This window comes from Pseudomonas sp. D2002 (genome assembly GCF_013385735.1).
In the GTDB taxonomy this organism is placed as follows: domain Bacteria; phylum Pseudomonadota; class Gammaproteobacteria; order Pseudomonadales; family Pseudomonadaceae; genus Aquipseudomonas.
In genome coordinates this window covers 218,164-242,708 of record NZ_JACAPL010000009.1, presented here as the reverse complement: position 1 = coordinate 242,708, position 24,545 = coordinate 218,164, and the positions used below count along the sequence as shown (strand labels likewise).

24 protein-coding genes and 1 riboswitch are annotated in these 24,545 nt (G+C 59.2%); of the genes, 10 read left to right on the top strand and 14 right to left on the bottom strand.

Features of this window, described 5'->3' with window-relative positions; all coding sequences use genetic code 11:
* Positions 1–257: 257 nt before the first annotated feature.
* The gene (locus HX783_RS18885; RefSeq protein WP_159960533.1) at positions 258–923 is read left to right on the top strand and encodes a polysaccharide lyase family 7 protein; all 666 of its coding nucleotides are present in this window, start codon (positions 258–260) and stop codon (positions 921–923) included.
* Between the two features lie 47 nt (positions 924–970).
* Here HX783_RS18885 and HX783_RS18880 read toward each other — a convergent pair whose 3' ends face one another.
* A complete protein-coding gene (locus HX783_RS18880; protein WP_371317698.1) occupies positions 971–1,369 on the bottom strand; it encodes a hypothetical protein in 399 nt (132 codons plus the stop codon).
* Between the two features lie 655 nt (positions 1,370–2,024).
* On the opposite strand from HX783_RS18880, the gene HX783_RS18870 reads away from it, so the two are divergent.
* The gene (locus HX783_RS18870) at positions 2,025–2,318 is read left to right on the top strand and encodes a fructose-bisphosphate aldolase (protein ID WP_159960535.1); all 294 of its coding nucleotides are present in this window, start codon (positions 2,025–2,027) and stop codon (positions 2,316–2,318) included.
* 52 nt (positions 2,319–2,370) lie between these two features.
* Here the strand turns inward: HX783_RS18870 and HX783_RS18865 are convergent, their stop codons facing one another.
* The 8 genes from HX783_RS18865 to tkt all read right to left on the bottom strand — a co-directional run bounded on the left by HX783_RS18865 (position 2,371) and on the right by tkt (position 10,427).
* Positions 2,371–3,642: a type II toxin-antitoxin system HipA family toxin gene (locus HX783_RS18865; RefSeq protein WP_177017882.1), complete on the bottom strand. Its 1,272-nt coding sequence runs from the start codon at positions 3,640–3,642 to the stop codon at positions 2,371–2,373.
* Entirely contained in the window at positions 3,635–3,898 is a 264-nt protein-coding gene (locus HX783_RS18860) for a helix-turn-helix transcriptional regulator (RefSeq protein WP_237235702.1), read from the bottom strand. The genes HX783_RS18865 and HX783_RS18860 overlap by 8 nt, the downstream gene beginning before the upstream one ends.
* A 129-nt stretch (positions 3,899–4,027) precedes the next feature.
* Positions 4,028–5,092: a class II fructose-bisphosphate aldolase gene (fba, locus tag HX783_RS18855; RefSeq protein ID WP_003177554.1), complete on the bottom strand. Its 1,065-nt coding sequence runs from the start codon at positions 5,090–5,092 to the stop codon at positions 4,028–4,030.
* Between the two features lie 282 nt (positions 5,093–5,374).
* Positions 5,375–5,707: an MliC family protein gene (locus HX783_RS18850; protein ID WP_119737525.1), complete on the bottom strand. Its 333-nt coding sequence runs from the start codon at positions 5,705–5,707 to the stop codon at positions 5,375–5,377.
* Positions 5,708–5,768: 61 nt separating this feature from the next.
* Positions 5,769–5,996 (bottom strand): hypothetical protein, encoded by a 228-nt coding sequence (locus tag HX783_RS18845; protein ID WP_159960539.1) that lies wholly within the window; start codon positions 5,994–5,996, stop codon positions 5,769–5,771.
* Positions 5,997–6,025: 29 nt separating this feature from the next.
* Complete coding sequence (locus HX783_RS18840; RefSeq protein ID WP_177017881.1) at positions 6,026–7,189, bottom strand: phosphoglycerate kinase; 1,164 nt, start codon at positions 7,187–7,189, stop codon at positions 6,026–6,028.
* A 17-nt stretch (positions 7,190–7,206) separates the two neighbouring features.
* Entirely contained in the window at positions 7,207–8,262 is a 1,056-nt protein-coding gene (gene epd / locus HX783_RS18835) for an erythrose-4-phosphate dehydrogenase (RefSeq protein WP_159960542.1), read from the bottom strand.
* A gap of 167 nt (positions 8,263–8,429) precedes the next feature.
* Positions 8,430–10,427: a transketolase gene (gene tkt, locus HX783_RS18830; RefSeq protein WP_177017880.1), complete on the bottom strand. Its 1,998-nt coding sequence runs from the start codon at positions 10,425–10,427 to the stop codon at positions 8,430–8,432.
* Between the two features lie 259 nt (positions 10,428–10,686).
* Here tkt and HX783_RS18825 point away from each other — a divergent pair, with 259 nt between their 5' ends.
* The 5 genes from HX783_RS18825 (at position 10,687) to HX783_RS18805 (ending at position 15,683) form a co-directional block, all read left to right on the top strand.
* Positions 10,687–11,682, top strand: coding sequence for a metalloregulator ArsR/SmtB family transcription factor (locus HX783_RS18825; RefSeq protein WP_159960546.1), 996 nt, complete (start codon positions 10,687–10,689; stop codon positions 11,680–11,682).
* A 19-nt stretch (positions 11,683–11,701) separates the two neighbouring features.
* Positions 11,702–12,892 carry a methionine adenosyltransferase gene (gene metK, locus HX783_RS18820; protein ID WP_177017879.1) on the top strand — a complete coding sequence of 397 codons (1,191 nt, stop codon included), beginning with the start codon at positions 11,702–11,704 and terminating at the stop codon, positions 12,890–12,892.
* Between the two features lie 218 nt (positions 12,893–13,110).
* On the top strand, positions 13,111–13,458 hold the full coding sequence (locus HX783_RS18815; protein WP_177017878.1) for a DUF1090 family protein: 348 nt from the start codon (positions 13,111–13,113) through the stop codon (positions 13,456–13,458).
* Positions 13,459–13,553: 95 nt separating this feature from the next.
* Complete coding sequence (ligB, locus tag HX783_RS18810) at positions 13,554–15,218, top strand: NAD-dependent DNA ligase LigB (protein ID WP_177017877.1); 1,665 nt, start codon at positions 13,554–13,556, stop codon at positions 15,216–15,218.
* Positions 15,219–15,287: 69 nt separating this feature from the next.
* On the top strand, positions 15,288–15,683 hold the full coding sequence (locus HX783_RS18805; RefSeq protein WP_177017876.1) for a DUF1090 domain-containing protein: 396 nt from the start codon (positions 15,288–15,290) through the stop codon (positions 15,681–15,683).
* 6 nt (positions 15,684–15,689) lie between these two features.
* On the opposite strand, the gene HX783_RS18800 is transcribed toward HX783_RS18805, so the two are convergent.
* On the bottom strand, positions 15,690–16,139 hold the full coding sequence (locus HX783_RS18800) for a cytochrome c (protein ID WP_177017875.1): 450 nt from the start codon (positions 16,137–16,139) through the stop codon (positions 15,690–15,692).
* 129 nt (positions 16,140–16,268) lie between these two features.
* On the opposite strand from HX783_RS18800, the gene HX783_RS18795 reads away from it, so the two are divergent.
* Complete coding sequence (locus HX783_RS18795; RefSeq protein WP_177017874.1) at positions 16,269–17,453, top strand: murein transglycosylase A; 1,185 nt, start codon at positions 16,269–16,271, stop codon at positions 17,451–17,453.
* 126 nt (positions 17,454–17,579) lie between these two features.
* On the opposite strand, the gene HX783_RS18790 is transcribed toward HX783_RS18795, so the two are convergent.
* Positions 17,580–17,966 carry an MAPEG family protein gene (locus tag HX783_RS18790; protein WP_159960560.1) on the bottom strand — a complete coding sequence of 129 codons (387 nt, stop codon included), beginning with the start codon at positions 17,964–17,966 and terminating at the stop codon, positions 17,580–17,582.
* A gap of 195 nt (positions 17,967–18,161) precedes the next feature.
* Between HX783_RS18790 and HX783_RS18785 the strand changes: the two genes are divergently transcribed.
* Complete coding sequence (locus HX783_RS18785) at positions 18,162–19,421, top strand: sodium:proton antiporter (protein ID WP_177017873.1); 1,260 nt, start codon at positions 18,162–18,164, stop codon at positions 19,419–19,421.
* On the opposite strand, the gene HX783_RS18780 is transcribed toward HX783_RS18785, so the two are convergent.
* The 3 genes from HX783_RS18780 to HX783_RS18770 all read right to left on the bottom strand — a co-directional run bounded on the left by HX783_RS18780 (position 19,415) and on the right by HX783_RS18770 (position 22,793).
* Positions 19,415–20,302 carry a formate/nitrite transporter family protein gene (locus HX783_RS18780; RefSeq protein ID WP_177017872.1) on the bottom strand — a complete coding sequence of 296 codons (888 nt, stop codon included), beginning with the start codon at positions 20,300–20,302 and terminating at the stop codon, positions 19,415–19,417. The genes HX783_RS18785 and HX783_RS18780 overlap by 7 nt on opposite strands.
* Positions 20,303–20,372: 70 nt before the next feature.
* On the bottom strand, positions 20,373–22,292 hold the full coding sequence (locus HX783_RS18775; protein WP_177017871.1) for a patatin-like phospholipase family protein: 1,920 nt from the start codon (positions 22,290–22,292) through the stop codon (positions 20,373–20,375).
* 96 nt (positions 22,293–22,388) lie between these two features.
* The gene (locus HX783_RS18770) at positions 22,389–22,793 is read right to left on the bottom strand and encodes an acyl-CoA thioesterase (protein ID WP_010167614.1); all 405 of its coding nucleotides are present in this window, start codon (positions 22,791–22,793) and stop codon (positions 22,389–22,391) included.
* 198 nt (positions 22,794–22,991) lie between these two features.
* Positions 22,992–23,097: riboswitch (S-adenosyl-L-homocysteine riboswitch) on the top strand.
* A gap of 21 nt (positions 23,098–23,118) precedes the next feature.
* On the opposite strand from HX783_RS18770, the gene ahcY reads away from it, so the two are divergent.
* Entirely contained in the window at positions 23,119–24,528 is a 1,410-nt protein-coding gene (gene ahcY, locus HX783_RS18765; protein WP_177017870.1) for an adenosylhomocysteinase, read from the top strand.
* The last annotated feature ends 17 nt before the right edge of the window (positions 24,529–24,545 follow it).

The following is a 24,545-nucleotide window of genomic DNA, read 5'->3' as shown; positions in this document are numbered from 1 at the left end:
ACAAACACTGAGGCCTCACTCTAGCCCCGGTTCTAAAAAAGCAGAAGTGACGTGGGTGCCATCATTGCGCCAAAGCCCAGGAAGCCGACTAACGGTCAAGCCCTACAACCCACGGTTCATGGGAAACATGGCTTTTTGGCATTCCTCTGACGCCAATAAATCGCCAGCAATTGTTTAACAACCCGACGATCACCGCCTATAAAGAACCTGTGAGGCCCACAGGCCAACGCTTTCACCCTCTGTAAAAGGCCAACACCATGATCGACCTTTCCACCTGGAACCTGAGCATTCCGGTCGGCTCGCCGCCCGCGACCATCGACACGCCGAAACTGCTTAGCGGCTTCAAGGACCAATATTTCCAGGCCGAAGGCAGCAACGTGCAATTCTGGACACCGGTGACCGGCACCCGCACCGAAAACGCCGTCTACCCGCGCAGCGAATTGCGCGAAACCTACGCCGACGGGCGTTTGCGCAACTGGACCTATACCGACGCCGACAACTTTCTGCGTGCCACGCTGGCCGTCAACCAAGTGCCTTCCAGCGGCAAAGTGGTCATCGGCCAGATTCACGCCTATGACAGCCAGAAACCGCTGATCAAACTCGAGTACCAATTCAAGGAAAAGACCCAGACCGGCAACATCGTCGCCAAGGTGCGCATGCGCCCGGATGAAGATGAAGGCCGCGTGATTATCGTCGCCTCCAATGTGCCGCTGGAAAAGAGCTTTACGTACGTGATCAACCTCAACAAGGCTGGGCTGCTGAGTGTCGAGGCGGCTGACGGGCAGTGGAATGAGCGCATTGGTGCCGCGTGGGGCGCCAAGCCGTTGTACTTCAAGGCGGGGGCGTATGTGCAGGACAACAGCGGCAATAGCAAGGAAGGCGCGCGGGTGACGTTTGCGAAGTTGGATATTGATCACGAGTAATGCTTGAAAGAAGCCCCGGCAATACCGGGGCTTCTGAGTAGTAGTATTTATTCAACACACATCAACATGAAACCCATCGACGAATCACCCGCCGGTTTATTGTCGCCCACCTTAAGTGTCAAGACATTCACATAGTTAATTGCCGGCAGACTGCCCAACTTCGCATGACCATAGAAAATATGATCATTGGAGCTTACATCGGTTACCGAGACATTGCAGAAACGCGGCGGCTGTTCAAAGACGCCGGGCACAAAGCGGACTTTGTACTCCGAGAAGTAATCAGGCTGCGCCGTTAATTTCACCTCTTTCAGCCACTGGGGCGATTGCGCAAGGACCTGGCCTTTATTATCAACAGACGCGGTGAATATCCGGCTATCCGCGTAGGCAAAAGACCCCGTTGCCGCCAACACCAGAACAGCGCTAACGACTTTAATAAAATTCATCATCAATTCTCCATCATTGAATAGCATCAAGGCCCGAACCTTAAATGATTCGATTACGATAAAAGCGCACTTTCAATGACGCACGACTAAAACAGAAAAACTGGAGAAACAAAGAGAAAACAACATATCCCTTCCCGGAAACTTCCGATTGTGAATTCGGGGACCTCTCGATTTGTAGGCAATGTCCGATTAGCTAAAGGACAATTCACCGGTTAATCCAAATACTCACCCCCCTCACTATTCCCTGTGGGAGCCGGGCTTGCCCGCGATGGCGGTGGTTCAGCCATTATTTGCGTTAACTGACACACCGCTATCGCGGGCAAGCCCGGCTCCCACAGGGGTTAGGCTTTGGCAGAAGGTCCAGTGGTCGTCCTACGCAGCCGTTGCGGCCGGCCAGATCGGCGCTTATAGTTCGCCCCGTCGCTGGCATTGACCGGCGATAGGGTTTCGCAGCCCTAACGATACGTGTGTAACCAAGCATCATGAATGCAACGACGGCGCTTCTGCGTTCGGCGTTTACTTTATGGTGGCTGTGTGTGGGAGACCTTCGGGTCTGCCGGGTTCCTCGTATCCTCGGTCTGCGAACCCGCACACAGCTACCACCCATTCGTTTCGCAGCGAACGGCGGTAGTCCTTTTAGATACGAGGAATATTTGCCATGACCCAACAACTACCACCCCGCCGCTTCACCCCATGCACCGAAACCGCAACCGATTACCCCGTGCTATTAATTGACAGCGACGCCCCACTGCTCGACCTCCACGCCTGCCTGCGCGAACGCCTAAACGCAGCTCTTGAGCACCTCAACCTGATCGCCTGCTCCAGCTTGCCGGACTTCGCCGAGCGCGACTTGAATAACATAGCCAACACCGCGCGCATTCTGGTGCAGGACGTGAGCGATGTGTTTCGTGTCATCGAACACCGTGGTTTCGATAAGCCTGACGCGGCCTGATTAAATCCAAGCCACAAAAAAGCCCGCATCGCTGCGGGCTTTTCGTAGGCTCTTAAGGCGCACGTGTTACCACTGGCTTTCGCCGCATACCCGACGCAACAGAGTCATGCAGTGCCATCGTACGGCCTGCGTCCCATTCTTTCTGCATCGTTGTAAACAGTTCAACGTCAATTCTTACTTGATGAGCGCGTAGTGCCTCAGACATGGCGTCGCTGATTCGCTCAATAATCATCCCTGGGTTTGCCACACCGCAGTGCTTGCGGCCAAATTCGATCAGTTGCTGACGATCCGGATAGGCCTTCACCTTGTTCATCTTGATAGCCAAGGTGCGGTCGACCAGTGACTGACCAGACTTGGGATTGTAATTCTCGTACACGGTAGTGGTCGTCACGTCGAATACAGGGGCCAACTGCACGGTTTCAGGGGCTCCAGGGTGGGTATAGAGCACACCGAAATTTTTCAGGTGGGCATCGCCATTGCGCACCATGACCGACAAGCAAACGTATGAGAAAAAACGTTCAAGCTCACGCAGCACATCGCCGTGCCGGCAAACTTCGTTGATCACCGCAGCAAGCGTTTCGTAGCTTTGGGAGTATTTGTAGTTATCGTGAGGGTCTTTGTTCAGCCCCAACAACACCGCCATATCCTCAAAACCCAACCTGCCAGATTCAGTCAGATCAAAGCGCTCCATGACAAAGAGATCGCCCCCTTCCGACAGCCAGAAACGCGGCGTTTCCAAGCCGGCGAGGCGAGCAGCTTCCAAACAGAGAAATTCATTCTGAGCCAAGTGAGCATATTCATCAGCGCCGGACTTCACGATCAAGTCGGAACTGAGCATCGTTTTACGATTGCCTGTCAGCTTATCCAGATCAGGCACCAACACCTTCGGCTGTACCCCGGAAATACCTGACTCGAAATAGGTCTCAACGAGGAAATCGAACACGCCCTGTGAGGTATCCGCAGACAGAATTTCCTGTAACCCGACCTGCGCCCTCACTGGCGCAGAAGCCTCAATGGGGTTCGCGTAACTCAGTCGACCAATCTGGTTGCCGCCGATGATCGACAGCAAGCGCATTTCGTCCACTTGCATGTGCTTGGCCATACGACGCTTAATCTGATCAGCCAGGAAGCCCTCCGGCACATTCATATCAAAAATCGGATGCAATACGTTGCTGACCACTGGCGTCGGGTCATATGGAATCACCAGTGACACTTCGCGGGAAGCCTGCGCAGAGGCGTAAGCAAACGAAAACTGTGAGCCCCTGGACAGTTCGCCGGCCATGCCTTGAGGCGTAGTGATGTTGAGTAACTTGATTTTACTCATCGTGCTCGACCAGTTCGGCAAGGGATTTAAGGTCGATTCGCCGGTCAACGACTTCCAGCGCCATGCCAAGGGCGCTGATAACCCTGAAGACGGTATACATAGCGACGTTTTCCCCCGCCTCAAGATCAATGATCGTCTTGCGACTGCATCGAGCTTTTTCCGCGAGCTGTTGCTGGCTAAATTTCTTGGCTCGGCGCAGCTGTTTGAGCCGCTCGCCAAATGAAGGGGGATTGGTGATCAGCAAAATGTCACCCATATAGGACTTTTTAACAAATTTATTCGATTATGTCCGCTATGACGGACATTTAAAATAACCTTACGTCGACTCATTCACAGCCACAAAAAAGCCCGCATCGCTGCGGGCTTTTGTTTAAACGCCTGAGGTTCAGTTCACCTTAGCGTTCAACTCGCCTTTCAGGTAACGCTGATACATCGCTTCCAACGAGATCGGCTTGATCTTCGAAGCATTACCGGCAGTACCAAAGGCTTCGTAACGTGCGATGCACACGTCACGCATGGCGGTTACGGTGGCGCCGAAGAATTTACGTGGGTCAAATTCGCTCGGGTTGGTGGCCATCAGGCGACGCATGGCGCCGGTGGATGCCAAACGCAGGTCGGTGTCGATGTTGACCTTGCGCACGCCGTACTTGATGCCTTCGACGATTTCTTCAACCGGCACGCCGTAGGTTTCTTTGATGTCGCCGCCGTATTGGTTGATGATCGCCAGCCACTCTTGTGGCACCGAGGAAGAACCGTGCATCACCAGGTGGGTGTTCGGGATGCGTTTGTGGATTTCCTTGATGCGGTCGATGGCCAGCACGTCGCCGGTAGGCGGCTTGGTGAACTTGTAGGCGCCGTGGCTGGTGCCGATGGCGATGGCCAGGGCGTCAACTTGGGTCTTCTTGACGAAGTCGGCGGCTTCTTCCGGGTCGGTCAGCATTTGGCTGTGATCCAGCACGCCTTCGGCGCCGATGCCGTCTTCTTCGCCGGCCATACCGGTTTCCAGCGAGCCCAGGCAGCCCAGCTCGCCTTCAACCGAAACGCCGCAGGCGTGAGCCATGGCCACGGTTTGTTGGGTCACGCGTACGTTGTACTCGTAGTCGGTTGGGGTCTTGCCGTCTTCGCCGAGGGAGCCGTCCATCATCACCGAGCTGAAGCCCAGTTGGATGGAGCGCTGGCACACGTCAGGGCTGGTGCCGTGGTCCTGGTGCATGCACACCGGGATGTGCGGGAATTCTTCGATCGCAGCGAGGATCAGGTGACGCAGGAATGGCGCGCCGGCGTATTTGCGGGCACCGGCCGAAGCCTGGACGATCACTGGGGAGTCGGTCTTGTCAGCGGCTTCCATGATGGCGCGCATCTGCTCAAGGTTGTTGACGTTAAAGGCTGGGACGCCGTAGCCGAACTCGGCTGCGTGGTCCAGCATTTGACGCATGCTGATAAGTGCCATTGTGTTGTCTCTCCCGATCGTGGGTCGTTAATCGTGCAAGCCTGCCGTAGCGGCGGCTGCTATTCAAGTTATTGCAGGCCAGGGTTTGCATGCCTGGCTTGCTGAATCGTTATTGCTGCGTCCGATTCAAAATCCATCTCACTTTTGAACCGGATCTACTGTGGGAGCGGGCTTGCTCGCGAAAGCGCTGTATCAGCAAACACATTCATTACAGACCCACCGCATTCGCGAGCAAGCCCGCTCCCACATTTTGATCTCATCACATTCGAGATCGTGTTCGTCTTACTGGGCTTTGCAGCCTCGCCCGATCAAATCATCGGTGGCTACCCAGTAGATCAGGCCTTCCTCACCTTTTTGATGAAACGCCAGCTGGTCATTGCTGTACAGCACGCCCGAGGCAGCGACGTCCTGTTTAAGGCGATAAACCTGGTCCGAACCGCCGAGGCGTACATCCACTTCGGAGCGGGCCTGGTTGGCAAAGCGCCAGTTGACCTCGGCCTTGCTGTCGCAGGTCCAGGTGGTCCACTTGTCGGCAGGCTCTGCCTTGTTGAACATGTTCATGCTGCTGCAACCGGCCAATAGAGCCAGGGCTGCCAGGGCGAAAACGCCTTTCATTGCCAATCCTCGAACGACGGCCCAAGGGCCGCCACTGCTGTCGGTTAGTTGATCAGACCCGTCAGGGGCAACCCTGTTCCTGACCGTTGGGCGCGGCGTCGTATTTCTCCAACCGCTCATTGCCGATGCGCTTGTTGATCACCGGCATGGTTTCAGCTTGCCAGTCAGCCTGGTAGCAGCTCTTTTTTTGCCCTGGCGCAGGCTCTGCGGCCACAGGCTTAGCGCTTGGCGTGCTGCCGCAGCCGGCCAACAGGCCCGCTGCGATCACCAGTGCCAACGACTTGATCATGGGAATACTCCTTTTCCGGATCACGAGCCTTAGCCTTTGGCCCGGGTTTCCAGCACTTCAACAGCCGGCAGCACTTTGCCCTCGACGAATTCGAGGAATGCGCCGCCACCGGTAGAAATGTAGGAGATCTGGTCAGCAACGCCATATTTATCGATGGCCGCCAAGGTATCGCCACCGCCGGCGATGGAGAATGCCGAGCTTTCAGCGATGGCGTGGGCCAGTACTTTGGTGCCGTTGCCGAACTGGTCGAACTCGAACACGCCAACCGGGCCGTTCCACAGAATGGTCTTGGACGACTTCAGCAGCTCGGCGAAGTTGGCTGCGGTTTGCGGGCCGATGTCCAGGATCATGTCGTCAGCCGCCACATCAGCGATGAGCTTGACGGTGGCTTCGGCGCTTTCAGCGAATTCCTTGGCAACTACCACGTCCACCGGCAGCGGCACGCTGACTTTGGCAGCGATGGCGCGGGCTGTGTCGAGCAGGTCCGGCTCGTACAGCGACTTGCCCACTGGGTGCCCGGCTGCGGCCAGGAAAGTGTTGGCAATGCCGCCGCCGACGATCAACTGGTTGCAGATCTGGCTGAGGCTGTTGAGCACGTCCAGCTTGGTGGAAACCTTGGAGCCGGCAACGATGGCAGCCATAGGCTGGGCCGGAGCGCCCAGGGCCTTGCCCAGTGCATCCAGTTCAGCGGCCAGCAATGGGCCGGCTGCGGCGACTTTGGCGAACTTGGCCACGCCGTGGGTCGAACCTTCGGCGCGGTGCGCAGTACCGAAAGCGTCCATCACGAACACATCGCACAGGGCCGCGTATTGCTGGGCCAGCTCGTCGCTGTTCTTTTTCTCGCCCTTGTTGAAGCGCACGTTTTCGAACAGCACGATGTCGCCGGCTTTTACGTCAACGCCATCCAGGTAGTCAGCCACCAGCGGCACATCGCGGCCCAGGGCTTTGCTGAGGTATTCGGCTACAGGCTTGAGGCTGTTTTCGGCGGAGAACTCACCTTCGGTCGGGCGACCCAGGTGGGAGCAGACCATCACGGCCGCACCTTTTTCCAGGGCCAGCTTGATGGTCGGCAGCGAAGCCAGGATTCGCGCATCGCTGGTGACAACACCGTCCTTGACTGGGACGTTGAGGTCTTCGCGGATCAGCACGCGCTTACCTTGCAGATCGAGGTCGGTCATCTTCAACACGGTCATGGGTCGCAGTTCCTGAGTTACTGTTGAGGTTGTTTAGAGGCGATGTGCAGATAATGTTCCGCAACATCCAGCATTCGGTTGGCAAACCCCCATTCGTTGTCGAACCAAGCCAGGATGTTCACCAGCCGTGGGCCGGAAACGCGGGTCTGGCTGGCATCGACAATCGCCGAATGCGGGTCATGGTTGAAATCACAACTGGCGTGCGGCAACTCGGTGTAGGCCAAAAGGCCCTTGAGCGGGCCGCTGGTGGCGGCGTCGCGCAATATCCGGTTGACCTCAGTGGCATCGGTGTCGCTGACGGTTTGCATGGTGATGTCCAGGCAGGACACGTTCACCGTCGGCACCCGTACGGCTTTGGCCTGAATTCGCCCGGCAAGTTCCGGTAACAATCTTTCGATGCCACGCGCCAGGCCGGTAGACACCGGAATCACCGACTGGAACGCCGAGCGGGTGCGGCGCAGGTCTTCATGGTGATAGGCGTCGATCACCGGCTGGTCGTTCATCGCCGAGTGAATCGTGGTGATCGACACGTAATCCAGGCCAATCGCCTGATCCAGCAGGCGCAACAGCGGCACGCTGCAGTTGGTGGTGCAGGACGCGTTGGACACCAGCAGCTCGTTGCCGGTCAGGCAGTCCTGGTTGATGCCGTAGACGATGGTGGCGTCGACATCCGCCTCGCTGGCCATCGGCTGGGAAAAAAGCACACGCGGCGCGCCGGCGTCGAGAAAACGCTGGCCATCGGCACGGGTGTGGTAGACACCCGAACATTCCAGCACCAGGTCGACGCCCAGTGCTTTCCAGTCGATGCCTTCGGGGGTGGCACTGCGCAAGACCTGCACGCAGTTGCCATTGATATGCAGACAATCGCCTTCAACCCGCACTTCGCCAGGGAAGCGGCCGTGGGTGGAGTCAAAGCGTGTCAGGTATTCGATGCTGGCCATGTCGGCCAAATCATTGATCGCGACAATTTCAAACCCGGCCGCCGCCCCTCGCTCGAACAGAGCACGCAAGACGCAACGACCAATGCGGCCGTAGCCGTTGAGTGCAACTTTGTAGGGACGCGGTTGGGGCATGGGGTTCTCGATTACCTTGGGTAATGGGGTGGCTGTTAGACCGCTTTCGCGAGCAAGCCCGCTCCCACATTTGGAATGGGTTCACAATTGAAACTATGTGAACCCGATCTAATGTGGGAGCGGGCTTGCTCGCGAAGGGGCCAGTACAGCCACCTCAATTTACAGCCTTAGTCTTCCAGCAGCTCTTCAGCCTGACCCAGGATGTTTTCCAGGGTGAAACCGAACTCTTCGAACAACGCTGGCGCCGGCGCCGACTCACCGTAGGTGGTCATGCCGATCACGCGGCCTTCCAGGCCCACGTACTTGTACCAGTAGTCGGCGTGAGCCGCTTCGATGGCGATACGCGCGCTGACCTGCAAAGGCAGAACCGATTGCTTGTAGCCGGCGTCCTGGGCTTCGAACACGCTGGTGCACGGCATGGACACAACACGGACGTTGCGGCCTTGGGCAGTCAGTTTGTCGTACGCCTGAACAGTCAGGCCCACTTCGGAACCGGTGGAGATCAGGATCAGCTCCGGCTCGCCAATGCAGTCTTTCAGCACATAACCGCCACGGCTGATGTCGGCGATCTGCGCGTCGGTACGCACTTGGTGCTGCAGGTTCTGACGCGAGAAGATCAGCGCCGAAGGGCCGTCCTTACGCTCGATGGCGTGCTTCCAGGCCACTGCGGATTCGACCGCGTCGGCTGGGCGCCAGCAATCCAGGTTCGGCGTGGTACGCAGGCTGGTCAGTTGCTCGACCGGCTGGTGCGTCGGGCCGTCTTCGCCCAGGCCGATGGAGTCGTGGGTGTACACATGAATCACACGCTTCTTCATCAGCGCAGCCATACGTACCGCGTTACGTGCGTATTCCATGAACATCAGGAAGGTCGCGCCGTAAGGCACCAGGCCGCCGTGCAGGGACACGCCGTTCATGATCGCGCTCATGCCGAATTCGCGCACGCCGTAGTACATGTAGTTGCCGCTGGCGTCTTCAGCCGAGACACCTTTGCAACCTTTCCACAGGGTCAGGTTGGAACCGGCCAGGTCAGCCGAACCGCCGAGAATTTCCGGCAGCAACGGGCCGAAGGCGTTCAGGGTGTTCTGGCTGGCTTTACGGCTGGCGATGGTCTCGCCCTTGGCCGCGACTTCGGCGATGTAGGCCGAGGCTTTTTCCGAGAAGTCGGCAGGCAGGTCACCGGCGAGGCGGCGAACCAATTCGTTGGCCAGCTCCGGGAATTCGGCGGAGTAGGCAGCGAAACGCTGGTCCCACTCGGCTTCGGTCGCCAGGCCTTTTTCCTTGGCGCTCCACTCGGCGTAGATGTCGGCAGGGATTTCGAACGGGCCGTGGTTCCACTTCAGCGCTTCGCGGGTCAAGGCGATTTCCGCGTCACCCAATGGGGCGCCGTGGCAGTCTTCTTTACCTTGCTTGTTCGGCGAACCGAAACCGATGGTGGTCTTGCAGCAGATCAGGGTCGGCTGCTCGCTCTTGCGGGCAGTGTCGATGGCGGTCTTGATCTCTTCCGGATCGTGGCCGTCGACGTTGCGGATGACTTGCCAGTTGTAGGCTTCAAAACGCTTCGGGGTGTCGTCGGTGAACCAGCCTTCGACTTCGCCGTCGATGGAGATGCCGTTGTCATCGTAGAAGGCGATCAGCTTGCCCAGGCCCAGGGTACCGGCCAGGGAAGCGACTTCGTGGGAAATGCCTTCCATCATGCAGCCATCACCCAGGAACACGTAGGTGTGGTGGTCGACGATGTTGTGGCCAGGACGGTTGAACTGCGCGCCCAGCACTTTTTCAGCCAGCGCGAAGCCGACAGCGTTGGCCAGGCCTTGGCCCAGGGGACCGGTGGTGGTCTCGACGCCTGGGGTGTAGCCGAATTCAGGGTGGCCCGGCGTGCGGCTGTGCAGCTGGCGGAAGCTCTTGAGGTCATCAATGGTGACGTCGTAGCCGGTCAGGTGCAGCAGCGAGTAGATCAGCATCGAGCCGTGGCCGTTGGACAGCACGAAGCGGTCACGGTCGGCGAACGACGGGTTGCTAGGGTTGTGTTTCAGGTAGTCACGCCAAAGTACCTCGGCGATATCCGCCATGCCCATCGGGGCACCGGGATGGCCGCTGTTGGCTTTTTGCACGGCATCCATGCTGAGGGCACGAATGGCGTTGGCACGCTCACGACGGCTGGGCATCGCTGATCTCCTGGGGTTTGAGAAAAAGAAACGGAAAAAAGGACCGGCATTTTCCCTCAGCCACCGCCTGCGGGCAATGACAGATAGTCACTTGACGGTGTTTTTCCTGCGGTTTGGCCGGCAATCGCTTGCAGAAAAGCGCCACTGCTTCGTCTAAAGGTTATAGCGGCTGCTTATAACCACCGATTATCGACCAATATCAAAACTTTTTGATATTGGCCTTGCGGTGATTTCCACCCGTCACTAGACTGCTGGCCTTATGAACCTATCTGCGCCCACCTTGCGTCCCGACGACGGCGATGAACTGGCAGCCTTGTGCAAGGCCGCGGGTGATCCGTTGCGCCTGAACGTATTACGCGCGCTCTCCAACGATTCTTTCGGCGTGCTGGAGCTGGCGCAAATCTTCGCCATCGGCCAGTCCGGGATGAGCCACCACCTCAAGGTCCTGTCCCAGGCCGACCTGGTGGCCACACGCCGTGAAGGCAACGCGATTTTTTACCGCCGCGCCCTGCCCCACACCGAGTTGCTTGGCGGCAAGCTGCACGCCGCGCTGCTTGAAGAGGTGGACGGGTTGGGGTTGCCCAGCGATGTGCAGTCGCGCATCGCCCAGGTCCACGGGCAACGCGCTGCGGCCAGCCAGGACTTTTTCTCACGGGTTGCCGAGAAGTTTCGCGCCCAACAGGACCTGATCGCCGGCTTGCCCCAATACCGTGAAAGCGTACTGGCGCTGTTGGACAAGCTGGTCTTCAGTGATGAGGCGACGGCGTTGGAAGTCGGCCCTGGCGACGGCGGTTTCCTGCCGGAACTGGCGCGCCGCTTTGCCCAGGTCACGGCGCTGGACAACAGCCCGGCGATGCTTGAATTGGCGCGCCAGCTCTGCGAGCGCGAAGCGTTGAGCAACGTCAGCCTGCAGCTGGCCGACGCGTTGAATGACACAAACCTGCGGGCCGACTGCGTGGTGCTGAACATGGTCTTGCACCATTTTGCCGCCCCCGCCGACGCCCTGAAGCAGATGGCAAATTTGCTGCAACCCGGCGGTAGCCTGCTGGTCACAGATTTATGCAGCCACAACCAGAGTTGGGCCAAGGAGGCCTGCGGTGATCTCTGGTTGGGGTTTGAACAGGACGATCTGGCCCGTTGGGCCACCGCTGCGGGACTCGTTCCCGGGGAAAGCCTCTATGTAGGTTTACGTAATGGTTTCCAGATTCAGGTCCGCCACTTTCAGCGGCCGGCTGGCGACACTCACCATCGGTAAATATCAGGAAAACATCGAGATGAGCGAATACTCCCTTTTCACCTCCGAGTCCGTGTCTGAAGGGCATCCGGACAAAATCGCCGACCAGATTTCTGATGCGGTGCTGGACGCCATCATTGCTGAAGACAAGTTCGCCCGTGTGGCGTGCGAGACTCTGGTGAAAACGGGCGTGGCGATCATCGCCGGCGAAGTGACCACCACGGCCTGGGTCGACCTGGAACAGATCGTCCGTGACGTAATCACCAAGATTGGCTACAACAGCTCCGACGTCGGCTTCGACGGCGCGACCTGCGGCGTGATGAACATCATCGGCAAGCAGTCGCCCGACATCAACCAAGGTGTAGACCGTGCCAAGCCTGAAGATCAGGGCGCCGGCGACCAAGGCTTGATGTTCGGCTATGCCAGCAACGAAACCAACGTGCTGATGCCGGCACCGATCACTTTCTCGCACCAACTGGTGCAGCGTCAGGCCGAAGCGCGTAAATCGGGGGCCTTGCCATGGCTGCGCCCGGACGCCAAGTCCCAGGTGACCTGCCGCTACGAAGGCGGCAAAGTCGTCGGTATCGACGCTGTCGTGCTGTCGACCCAGCACAACCCGGATGTGTCCTACGCCGACCTGCGCGAAGGCGTGATGGAGCTGATCGTCAAGCACGTGCTGCCTGCCGAACTGCTGACCAAGGACACCCAGTTCCACATCAACCCGACCGGCCAGTTCATCATCGGCGGCCCGGTGGGCGACTGCGGCCTGACCGGTCGCAAGATCATCGTCGACAGCTACGGCGGCATGGCCCGTCACGGCGGTGGCGCGTTCTCCGGCAAAGACCCGTCCAAGGTTGACCGTTCCGCCGCCTACGCCGGTCGTTACGTGGCCAAGAACATCGTCGCGGCCGGCCTGGCCGAGCGTTGCGAAATCCAGGTGTCCTACGCTATCGGCGTGGCCCAGCCTACGTCGATCTCGCTGAATACCTTCGGTACCGGCAAGATCAGCGATGACAAGATCGTCAAGCTGGTGCGTGAGATCTTCGACCTGCGCCCTTACGCGATCACCACCATGCTCGACCTGCTGCACCCGATGTACCAGGAAACCGCAGCCTACGGCCACTTCGGTCGTACCCCTGCGCAGAAGACCGTCGGTAACGACACCTTCACCACGTTCACCTGGGAAAAAACCGACCGCGCCAACGACCTGCGCACTGCTGCCGGCCTGTAAGCACGCGTCACACCAAAAGCCCCGCCGGGTTCGCCCGGCGGGGCTTTTTATTGTCGAATGATTTGCGGAGGGCGCTTACATTTTTGGATCCAATACTTGCAGGCCAAATGATGGCCCTCTAGAATCCGCGCCCTCTCGGGCCCTTCACCTTACTTGGATATTGCCCTGCGCCAGCCCGGGATACATAAGCGCGCAGGCAATCGAACATTGAGGTTTTCATGCGCATTTCCACGCTCGCCCCTGCCGCCCTTCTGCTCAACCTGTTGGCCCTGCCTGCCCACGCCGCCGACCTGAGCGCCCTGGGTGGTGCCCTGAGCTCCCAACTGAGCGGCACTTCCGGCAATTGCCAGCAGCAAGCCAAAGACCTGCAAGCCAAGATCGATGCTGCCGAGGCTGCCAACGACACGCTGAAAGTGAAAGCCTTTAAAGCGGCGCAGGACCAGGTCAACAAAGGTTGCAACAAATTGGCTGAGTCCCAGGCAAAAGTCGACGCCAAGCAGCAAACGCAGGAAGCCAAGGCTGACAAGAACGATCCAGTGAAAGCCTTGGGCGGTCTGTTCAAGTAAGCAGAAACACCCGGTAAAAAGCCCCGCGCCGTCGGGGCTTTTTTGTGGCTGTCTGGATCATTTAGGCTGGGCACCCTTTCCGAGCAAGGATGCTCATGATGCGGTTACTGATTGCTCTTTTACTCAGCGCCCTGCCTTTTTCGGCGTGGGCTGAAGTTTGCCCCGAGGACGCTCGATCACAGGTCAGCACCCTCGCTGAACAGATCAAGCTGTGGGATGACAGCTATCATCGACTCGGCCAATCCCCCGTCAGTGATGAGCTCTACGATCAGGCCCGACTGCGCCTGGCGCACTGGCGAGAATGCTTTGCCCAACCCGCGCCAGCGGCGGATAACCCCCTGGCCACCGCGCGGGGCACGCAGGCTCACCCGATCGCTCATACCGGCCTGGAAAAGCTGCTTGACGAGCAGGCTGTCGATGACTGGCTCAAGACCCGCCAAGACGTGTGGATTCAACCCAAAGTCGACGGTGTTGCGGTGACATTGGTGTATCGCAAGGGCAAGTTGAGCCAACTCATCAGCCGAGGCAACGGCCTGCTCGGCCAGGATTGGTCGACTGCCGCGCGCCAAATCCCCGGCATCGTCCAGCAACTGCCTGACCCCATCGACCTGGTGCTGCAAGGCGAACTCTATTGGCGCCTCGACGAGCATGTGCAGTCAACCGACGGCGGGGTGAATGCACGCAGCAAAGTGGCCGGGCTGATGCACCGCCGACAGCTGAGCCACGCCGAGGCGGCCGGCATCGGCTTGTTTGTCTGGGCCTGGCCTGACGGCCCAGCTGACTTTACCGAGCGCCTGGCGAGACTGGCACGATGGGGCTTCACCGACAGCAGCCGCTACAGCCAGTCGATCCGAAACATCGCTGACGTCGCACACTGGCGCACCTACTGGTACAACCAACCTTTGCCCTTCGCCAGCGATGGCGTGGTGTTGCACCAGGCGTCGCGCGCGCCAGCCAAACGCTGGCAAGTCAGCGCGCCTTACTGGGCGGTCGCCTGGAAGTACCCGGCCGCCAAGGCACTGGCGCTGGTGCGCAAGGTTCAATTCAAAATCGGCCGCACAGGGCGCATTACCCCGATCCTGGAGCTGGAGCCGGTGCGACTGGACGATCGACACATCAGTCGTGTCAGCGTCGGCTCCCTGAAACGCTGGCATGCGCTGGATATCCGGCCCGGTGACCAGGTGTCCATCACCCTGGCCGGCCAAGTGATTCCTCGACTGGACCAAGTGATTCTGCGCAACGAGACAAGGGTGCCGGTGCAAGTACCCAACCCTCGAGACTTTCATTCCTTGAGCTGCTTTCAGCTGGCCCCCGGCTGCGAGGAGCAACTGCTCGCTCGCCTGACCTGGCTGAGCGGTAACCAGGGTTTGGCCTTGCCGCACGTAGGGCGCGAAACGTGGAACATATTGATCCAGGCCGGTCTAATCGCAGGCTTTCTCGATTGGTTGACCCTGGATGCGGCAGAGCTTGCTAACATTGATGGCTTCGGTGATCGCAGCCGTGCGCGATTGCTCGAGAGCATTCAAAGCGCACGGCAACGGCCTTTTGCACAATGGCTCAAAGCCTTGGGCTTACCGCCTTCAGCACGCAACGATCTGGATGGCGGCTGGCAAACCCTGGCTGCCAAAGACACCCAGGCCTGGCTGGCTACCGACGGCATCGGCGCGGGCCGCGCGGCGCAACTGAGCGCTTTTTTTCGCGACCCGCAGGTACAAGCATTGGCTGAAACATTACGTGTGGCGGGAATCGACGGGTTTTGAACCCGGCTCGCCACCTTTAACCCCCGGCAGAATTCATCCTGCCATTTGATTGCGACTCTGGAGCCTTACATGAAATTCCTCGCACCGTTTGCCCTGCTCACCTTTGCAAGCCTCATGAGCGCCCCGCTGCTGGCTGCCGAAGAAGCGCCACAACTGACAGGCTGCGCCGCCAAGCGCCAGGCCATCAGTGCTCAGATCGACCAAGCCAAGGCCCATGGCAACAGTGAACAGCAAGCCGGCCTGGAAAAAGCCCTGAGCGAAGTCACCGCCAACTGCACCGACGCATCCTTGCGCAAAGAGCGTGAAAACAAAGTGCTCGACGCCAAGCACGAAGTCAGCCGCCGTCAGGCCGACCTCGACAAAGCGATGAAAAAAGGCGACGCCGACAAGATCAACAAACGCAAAGACAAGCTCGCCCAGTCGCGCAAAGACCTGCAGAACGCCGTCGAAGAACTCGACCAGTAAACCCGGTCAGTGGTCCCGGAACTGTTTATGGCAGGCCGTGCAGGCATCTTCGACTTTCTGCACGGCAGGCCCCAGGTTGCTGGCCTTGTAAGGCTGCACCTGGCTTGCGACCACCAATTCACCGGTGGCCGCTTCAAGGTTTCGGGCCAGCTCCTGGAAGCGTGCCTGTTGCTGCCACACGTCATCCTTGGCGCTGGTGTGATCTTCCTCGCGTACGCTTGGGAAATGCTTCCACGGTTCGTGGGACAACGCATCGAGCTTGACTGCGCCTTCGGCGAATTTAGCCCCGTCGAACGGGATACGCCCACGCAACATGCCGCCCAGGTCTTCACCGGTCTTGAGCATCTGTTTGAAAATCGCCTTGCGCTGACCCAAAGGCGAGTTCGGATCGACACCGCCGCAGGCGGACAAGGTCAGGCAGGCCAGCAATACCAGGGTCAGTTTTTTAAAAGTCATCATGGCTTCAAGGTCACGGGAAACGGCGGCCAGTATCCTCGCCCCGCCCGCAAAGACCAATAGCCCTATTAATAATAAGGGTTGCCCGCCGCCGTTGAAGCGCGGGCAATCGCTTCAGGAATTACGTGCATGAATGTCACCTCGAAACCTTGGAGCCGCCGCCTGGTATGGGCTCTGCCGATGATCGCGTTGCTCGCCGGCTGCGATGGCGGCAAAGACGCCGGCAAAGATGAAACCGTTAAGCCCCACGCTGTCGCCACCTACGTGAGCGCACCGTGGGAGGCGCTACCCACCGTTTCCGACAGCGACCTGCTGGCCGGGTTTGAATCCTGGCGTAGCGCCTGCCAACGCCTCAAGGCTGACCCGGTCTGGGGCGCGACCTGTGCAGCCGCCGCCGCCGTGCCGGGCAATGCCGTGGCGGTTCGCGGCTTTCTCAAGGAACGCCTGGATGTGTTCGGCCTGCGCTCGGCTGACAACACGCCGAATGGCTTGATCACCGGCTACTACGAACCGGTGTACCCCGGCAGCCTGACCGAAACCGCCACCGCCCATGTGCCGGTGTATGGCGTGCCGGATGACCTGATCATCGTCAACCTGGAAAGCATCTACCCGGAACTCAAGGGCAAGCGCCTGCGCGGTCGCCTCGAAGGTCGCGTGCTCAAGCCTTATGACGATGCCAGCACCATCAACGGCCAAGGCTCCACCGCTAAACCGATTGCCTGGCTGACCAACCCGATGGACCTGCAATTCCTGCAAATCCAGGGCTCCGGGCGCATTCAACTGGCCGGTGGGCGCCAACTGCGTGTGGGTTACGGCGACCAGAACGGCTACCCCTACCGCCCTATCGGCCGCTGGCTGGTGGAGCAAGGCGAGCTGAAAAAAGAAGACGTGACCATGGGCGCCATCAGCGCCTGGGCGAAGGCTAACCCGCAACGTATTCCGCAGCTGTTGGCGAGCAACCCCAGCTATGTGTTTTTCAGCGCGCGCCCGGACAGCAACGAAGGCCCGCGCGGTTCGCTGAATGTGCCGCTGACCGCCGGTTACAGCGTGGCAGTGGATCGCAAGGTGATTCCGCTGGGCAGCCTGTTGTGGTTATCGACTACCAAACCCGACGGTTCGCCGATCGCCCGACCTGTCGCGGCCCAAGACACCGGCGGGGCAATCACCGGCGAAGTGCGCGCAGACTTGTTCTGGGGCACCGGTGAGGCGGCGGGTGAATTGGCCGGAAATATGAAACAGCAAGGGCAGATCTGGATGCTGTGGCCAAAAGGCGCGGCGCTGCCGCATGTGCCGGACGCGCCTGCCGGGACCTGAGGAGCACTGAAGATCAAATGTGGGAGCGGGCTTGCTCGCGAATACGGTGCATCAGCCAACATAACGGGTGACTGACATACCGTATTCGCGAGCAAGCCCGCTCCCACAGAGTGTTCGTGTTACGCCTTAGATCGAAACAAAGAAGAAACTCGCAATCAGCGCCATGCCCACGAACCACACCAGCGAGCGCAGCATCGCCCAGTCCGCCAGGTAGCAAATGATGTACAGCAAGCGGCTGGTGATAAACATCACCGCCAGCACATTGATAGTCACCAGCGACGCCGTGCCGGCCAAGTGCGCAATGATCACCGCCGCCGCAAATGCCGGCGTCACTTCAAAGCTGTTGAGTTGCGCACTGTGGGCGCGTTTGGCGAACCCTTCGAGCGTGTCCAGGAAAGCACGCGGGTCGTGGTTCTGGCGTGGCCCGAACTTGCCGCCGCTGAACTTGGCCACACCCGTGCACAGGTAAGGCAGGAAAATTGCGATCAACACACACCAGAAAGCCACCGTCATCACTGATTCCTTTTGTAGTTTTAGCCAGCGGTTAGAGTTTTAGCACTAAAAATGCCACACCGCACTTAACCGCTATGAACCACGCCACCGCAAAAGGTTCTGCCGGCCTTTTGCCCCTTGGCTTGCAACATCCCGCCACTGCTGCGGTCCATCCACCCACTAACCAACGCTCACTCCACCTTCCAAGGACCCCGGATGCTTGAACTTGTCGCCGCCTTCATTTGCCTCACCACGCTGCTCACGTATGTGAACTACCGCTTTATCGGCCTGCCACCCACCATCGGTGTGATGGTCACGGCCCTGCTGTTTTCGCTGATCCTGCAAGGCCTGAGCTTCATCGGCTATCCAGGCCTGGAAGAGCGCATTCAACAATTGATCGGCCAGATCGACTTCGGCGATCTGCTGATGAACTGGATGCTGTCGTTCCTGCTGTTCGCCGGCGCCTTGCACGTCAACTTGAATGACTTGCGCAGTTATCGCTGGCCCATTGGCCTGCTCGCGACCTTCGGCGTGTTGATTGCCACCGTGGTGATCGGCAGCTTGGCGTACTACATCTTCGCCCTGTTCGGCTGGCATGTGAGCTTCCTTTACTGCCTGCTGTTCGGCGCACTGATTTCGCCCACCGACCCGATCGCCGTATTGGGCGTGCTGCGAACCGCCAACGCATCGAAACCGCTGAAAACCACCATCGTCGGCGAGTCGCTGTTCAACGACGGTACGGCGGTGGTGGTGTTCACCGTGCTGCTGGGGATTGCGCAACTGGGCGAAACACCGACCGTGGGCGCCACCGCCATGCTGTTCGCCCATGAGGCGGTTGGCGGCGTGGTGTTCGGCGGGCTGATCGGCTACCTGGTGTACTTGATGATCAAGAGCATCGAGCAACACCAGATCGAAGTGATGCTGACCCTCGCGCTAGTGATTGGCGGCTCGGCAATGGCCACCGAACTGCATGTATCGGCGCCCATTGCGATGGTGGTGGCCGGGCTGATCATCGGCAACCTGGGGCGCAAGCTGGCGATGAACGACATGACCCGGCGCTACCTGGACGGCTTCTGGGAGCTGCTCGATGACATGCTCAACGCCCTGCTGTTTGCGCTGATCGGCATGGAGCTGTTGCTGTTGCCGTTCAACTGGCTGCACGTGTTGGCCGCCAGTTTGCTGGCCGTGGCGATCCTGCTTTCACGCCTGCTGACCGTGGCCCCGGCGATCCTGCTGCTGCGCCGCTGGCGCACGGTGCCGCGCGGCACTATCCGCATTCTCACCTGGGGTGGTTTGCGCGGCGGGGTTTCAGTGGCGCTGGCGCTGGCCTTGCCGCTGGGCCCGGAACGCGACCTGCTGCTGAGCATCACCTACATCGTGGTGCTGTCGTCGATCCTGTTGCAGGGTTTGAGCATCGGCAAGCTGGTCAAGCGCGTGACCCGGGACGAGCCCCAAGCCACGCCTGAGCATCACTGATCCTTGTTGATCTGCTGCGGATGCCTCGGGTCCGCAGCCTTTTTCCCTGGCAGGCTGCTTTCGCTGCGAATCTGCGCGTGGCTGATCAGGGCAAAGATAAAACTGCCACCGATGATATTGCCCGCCAGGGTCGGCCCGGCGAACACCAGCCAGAAGTCCTTCCACGGCAACTCACCGGCAAACACCAGGTAAGACACTTCCGCCGAGCCGACGACGATGTGGGTGAAATCCCCTAACGCCATCAAGTAAGTGATCAGGATGATGATCCACATCTTGGCGCTTTCCATCGACGGGATCATCCACACCATGGTGGCGATCATCCAGCCCGAAATGATGCCCTTGGCAAACATCTGGCCGGCGTCGTTTTCCATGATCTTGCGGCCGATTTCGAGAAAGGCCATGTCGGTCTTGGTGTCGAAGATCGGCAGGTGCAGCATCACATAGGCCACCAGCAAGGTGCCGCACAGGTTGCCCACCAGCACCACTGTCCACAACCGTAGCAATCGCCCGGCATTGCTCCATGTAGGTTTGCTCATCACCGGCAATACGGCGGTCAGGGTGTTTTCAGTGAACAGCTGCTGGCGCGCAAGGATCACCGCGAGGAAGCCCGCGCAGTAGCCGAAGCTGGCGATCACCTTAAAGGCCTCGCCCTGGGGCAGTCGGGAATTGAGCAACCCCATGGCCATCAGCGAAAGGCCCATGGTCAGCCCGGCCGCCAGTGCCGACCACCACAAGGCGGCGACACTGCGCTCCAGTTCCTGATCACCCTGAGTACGGATGATTTCATGCAGAACCGCCGCGCGGGGCGGCTGGTTCTTGTCAACGTCTTGCTGTTCTTCCTGCGACAGGTTGGGGGTTTTACCGTCTGCTTGAGTGGCCATGATTTACCGAGTCCGAGGGGTGCTTTTAGCTACGACACGCCGCGGCGGTGGCTGTTCAGTGGCCAGACGACTAAACCGGTATGCGCCAGGCTTTAGCCATTTCTACGGTGGTAGAGCTGTGCGGCTTACTCCAGGGCTTATTGCGTGCTTTATAGTGCTTAATGATGCCGTCAAGCACACTGTTGAACTCCGCCGGCGTGGTTGCGTCACCCAAGTCACGCGCCGCACGCCGCAACAGCTCGACATTGGACTTCGGCTGGCCGGGACGGTACAGCGATGGGTAAATGACCTCTCGCACAAAGTTTTCAGCCTTCACCGCAATATCGCGTCGGCGCATGTGCGCCACGCCACTGGCCATGACCTTGGACAGCGCAGAGTCAGTGCCCGATTTCTGTTTAGCCGCCACTTGCAGCAATTGCTGAAAATTGTGCTGGCCCGCGGCATTAAGCCGCCGCCCCAACCACTCGATATGCTCGGGCCGACGCGCGAGCGCATCCAGATTACGGAGTGCCGAGGTCACCTGTGGCGTGAACACCAGAGACGTACCGGTTTGATTCGCTTGCGTGATCGCACTGTCCAACGTTTGCAGCGCCTGCTGCGCGTTCTTTCGAAACAACAACGCCGCAGCGCCTGCCGGGTCCTTCTGCAGTTGATCCTGCACACTGGCCAGCATTTTATCGTCCATCGCCAACACGGCATCTTCCAAGGAGGCGAACGGATGCTGCTCACGCACCAGTGCGCGCTTTTCCAGGTGCCCCTCCACCGTTTGACGAGCCAGGGTCTGCAGCCGCTGTTTTTGCTCGGGGGTCATGGTGAAGTTGACGGTGCCATTGAGCAGGCCGCGAAAGTCGCCTTTGTCCGTGTTCAGCGGCAACGTGACGGACTGATCGGCATACGATTCGAGCCGTTCCTCTTGGTAGGCATCTGCCGCCGCGTGCGGCGTACCGGTAAAGAGGTCGCCAAGATGACTGAAAAAACCGCCGCTTGTTTGGGCCGTCGTCGCCTTTTCGGGCTCGAATTTGACGATCAACGATTCGTCCTTGCCCAACGAGCTCTCCGGAAACGAACGCTCAATGACGCCGGGAGCCGGGGTGTTGACGAGCAGCCCACCGTCCTGAAAGGCCGTGACTTCGGCCGCCGCCTGGAACTCATGGCCCTGCTCGGCCGGGCTCTTGAACAGCCCCGGCAGCGAACCCGAGATACGTGCTGCGTGGGCGATGTCCATATCCGGGGTGAGGCTGGCGTTGAACACCACCAACTGCGGTCGCCCATCGAACATGCCCGTACCGGTGATGTTGAGCTGCTTGATCGCCGGGATGTGACGGCTCAGCACCTCAAGGTCGCGAAACGTCGGCGCCCCGCCCGCGTTGAGCCGGTCGGCGATTTTCATGACGTCGGCGGGTCGGGTGGCCTGGGGCATGCCCGCGATATGGGCAAGAATCGATTTGCGCGATTCGTTGCGCATCATCTCTTCCAAGGGCTGCGCCTCGGTCTGCAGGCGCGGCAGCATCGTCAGCAGCAGTTGGGAAATATTGCCGGGAGGGCCGGGCAGACGACCGGCGAGCTTGCCCAGCTCGGAGCTGAGCGTTTGCAGCTTGGCAGTCAAAGGGTCTTTGCTGTTGAGCAGGCTGGGCAAGTCAATGCTGTTCGACAGCGTGCCAAACGCCTTGGCGCCCATGCCACTGGCGAGCAACGTTGCGGAAATAGCACCGGCTGAAGAGCCGGAAATCACCTTGATGCCCGAGAGTTTGTTGGCCTCTTCAAGCGCCTGCACCACCCCTGGAAAGGCGATGCCCTTGGCGCCACCGCCGCTGAGCACAAGATGGGCCGGAGGGGGCGGCGACAGCATCACCTCCACCCGACCATCGCTATGGCGATACACACTCAGGTTGCGCTCGCCCACGCCTTTTACCAGAGGCGTTTTCACGTCCTGGCCGGTGCTTTGAGGCAATGAAGGTTGATTCGGTGCAGACGAATTGGAAACTTTCATACATGGCTCTCTCTACAGGTTGTAGTCCTGAGTGACGAGAGAGCCCAAAAAGAATCCGTCGGGAATGATCCCGAAACGAATCAAACCGAAGCGGGGTTATTCGCTGATGCCGTCTTCCTGAAACTGGTCCTTCACGTACTTGATCTCGGTACGGCCGTGAGGTGCCGGCAGGCCGTCTTCCCCCAGGTTGACGAAAACCATTTTTTCCACGGTCAAGATACTTTTGCGGGTGATCTTGTTGCGCACTTCACAGGTCAGGGTGATGGAGGTGCGGCCGAACTCGGTGGCGGTGATGCCCAGTTCGATGATGTCGCCCTGGCGCGAGGCGCTGACGAAGTTGATTTCGGAGATGTACTTGGTCACCACGCGCTGGTTGCCCAATTGGACAATCGCGTAGATGGCCGCTTCTTCGTCGATCCAGCGCAGCAGGCTGCCGCCGAACAGGGTGCCGTTGGGGTTGAGGTCTTCGGGTTTTACCCATTTGCGGGTGTGGAAGTTCATGGTCACTCCAAAGCGTCTTGCCGAATGATGGGCAACATCATGGCAGAGCGCGGGCCCAAGCTCTATGAACCATTGCCTATCAAGCCGATGAGCGATCTTCATATGGCTGACAGAAAGGCTTGGGAAGTCTGGCGCACACAGCTATAATCGCCACCGCTTCAAAACGGTCATCTCTGATTGATACCGTTCTCCCGCCACCTGTCCGAGGGGCGCTGCAGCAGGCTCGACCTGTCAGGCTCGGATGGGGCGTTGTCCGGCCTGGTTAGCCAGCTGGATACTAAACGCACAACGGCGCCCATTCGCACACTACGAATGGAGGCTCTTCATGAGCGCTGTAATCACGCCTGCAGATTTTACCGACTACAAAGTCGCCGACATGTCCCTCGCTGCATGGGGCCGTCGCGAAACCTTTATCGCCGAATCCGAAATGCCGGCCCTGATGGGTCTGCGTCGCAAGTATGCCGCTGAGCAGCCGCTCAAGGGCGCGAAGATTCTCGGCTGCATCCACATGACCATCCAGACTGCCGTGCTGATCGAAACCCTGGTTGCCCTGGGCGCCGAAGTACGCTGGTCCTCCTGCAACATTTTCTCGACTCAAGACCAGGCCGCTGCCGCTATCGCTGCAGCCGGCATTCCGGTATTCGCCTGGAAAGGCGAGACCGAAGAAGAGTACGAGTGGTGCCTGAAGCAAACCATCCTCAAGGATGGCAAGCCATGGGACGCCAACATGATTCTCGACGATGGCGGCGACTTGACCGAACTGTTGCACAAAGATTATCCGCAGGTGCTCGAGCGCGTTCACGGCGTGACCGAAGAAACCACCACTGGCGTTCACCGCCTGCTGGACATGCTGGCCAAGGGCGAGCTGAAAATCCCGGCCATCAACGTCAACGACTCGGTGACCAAGAGCAAGAACGACAACAAGTACGGCTGCCGTCACAGCCTGAACGATGCGATCAAGCGCGGCACCGACCACCTGCTGTCGGGCAAGCAAGCCCTGGTGATCGGCTATGGTGACGTGGGCAAGGGTTCGTCCCAGTCGCTGCGTCAGGAAGGCATGATCGTTAAAGTTTCCGAAGTTGACCCGATCTGCGCCATGCAAGCCTGCATGGACGGCTTCGAAGTGGTTTCGCCGTTCATCGATGGCGTCAATGACGGCACCGAAGCGAGCATCGACAAAGCCCTGCTGGGCAAGATCGACCTGATCGTGACCACCACCGGTAACGTGAATGTGTGCGACGCGAACATGCTCAAAGCCCTGAAAAAGCGCGCCGTGGTCTGCAACATCGGTCACTTCGACAACGAAATCGACACCGCTTTCATGCGCAAAAACTGGGCATGGGAAGAAGTGAAGCCACAGGTACACAAGGTTCACCGTACCGGTGCTGGCGAATTCGACCCGCAGAACGATGACTACCTGATCCTGCTGGCCGAAGGCCGCTTGGTTAACCTGGGCAACGCCACCGGCCACCCAAGCCGCATCATGGATGGCTCGTTCGCCAACCAGGTACTGGCGCAGATCTTCCTGTTCGGCCAGAAATACGCCGACCTGTCGCCAGCCCAGAAAGCCGAGCGCCTGACCGTAGAAGTACTGCCGAAGAAACTCGACGAAGAAGTGGCCCTGGAAATGGTCCGCGGCTTCGGCGGCGTAGTGACTCAACTGACCAAGACCCAGGCCGACTACATCGGCGTGACGGTTGAAGGTCCGTTCAAGCCGCACGCTTACCGCTACTAAGCAGCCGGCCCGCTCCC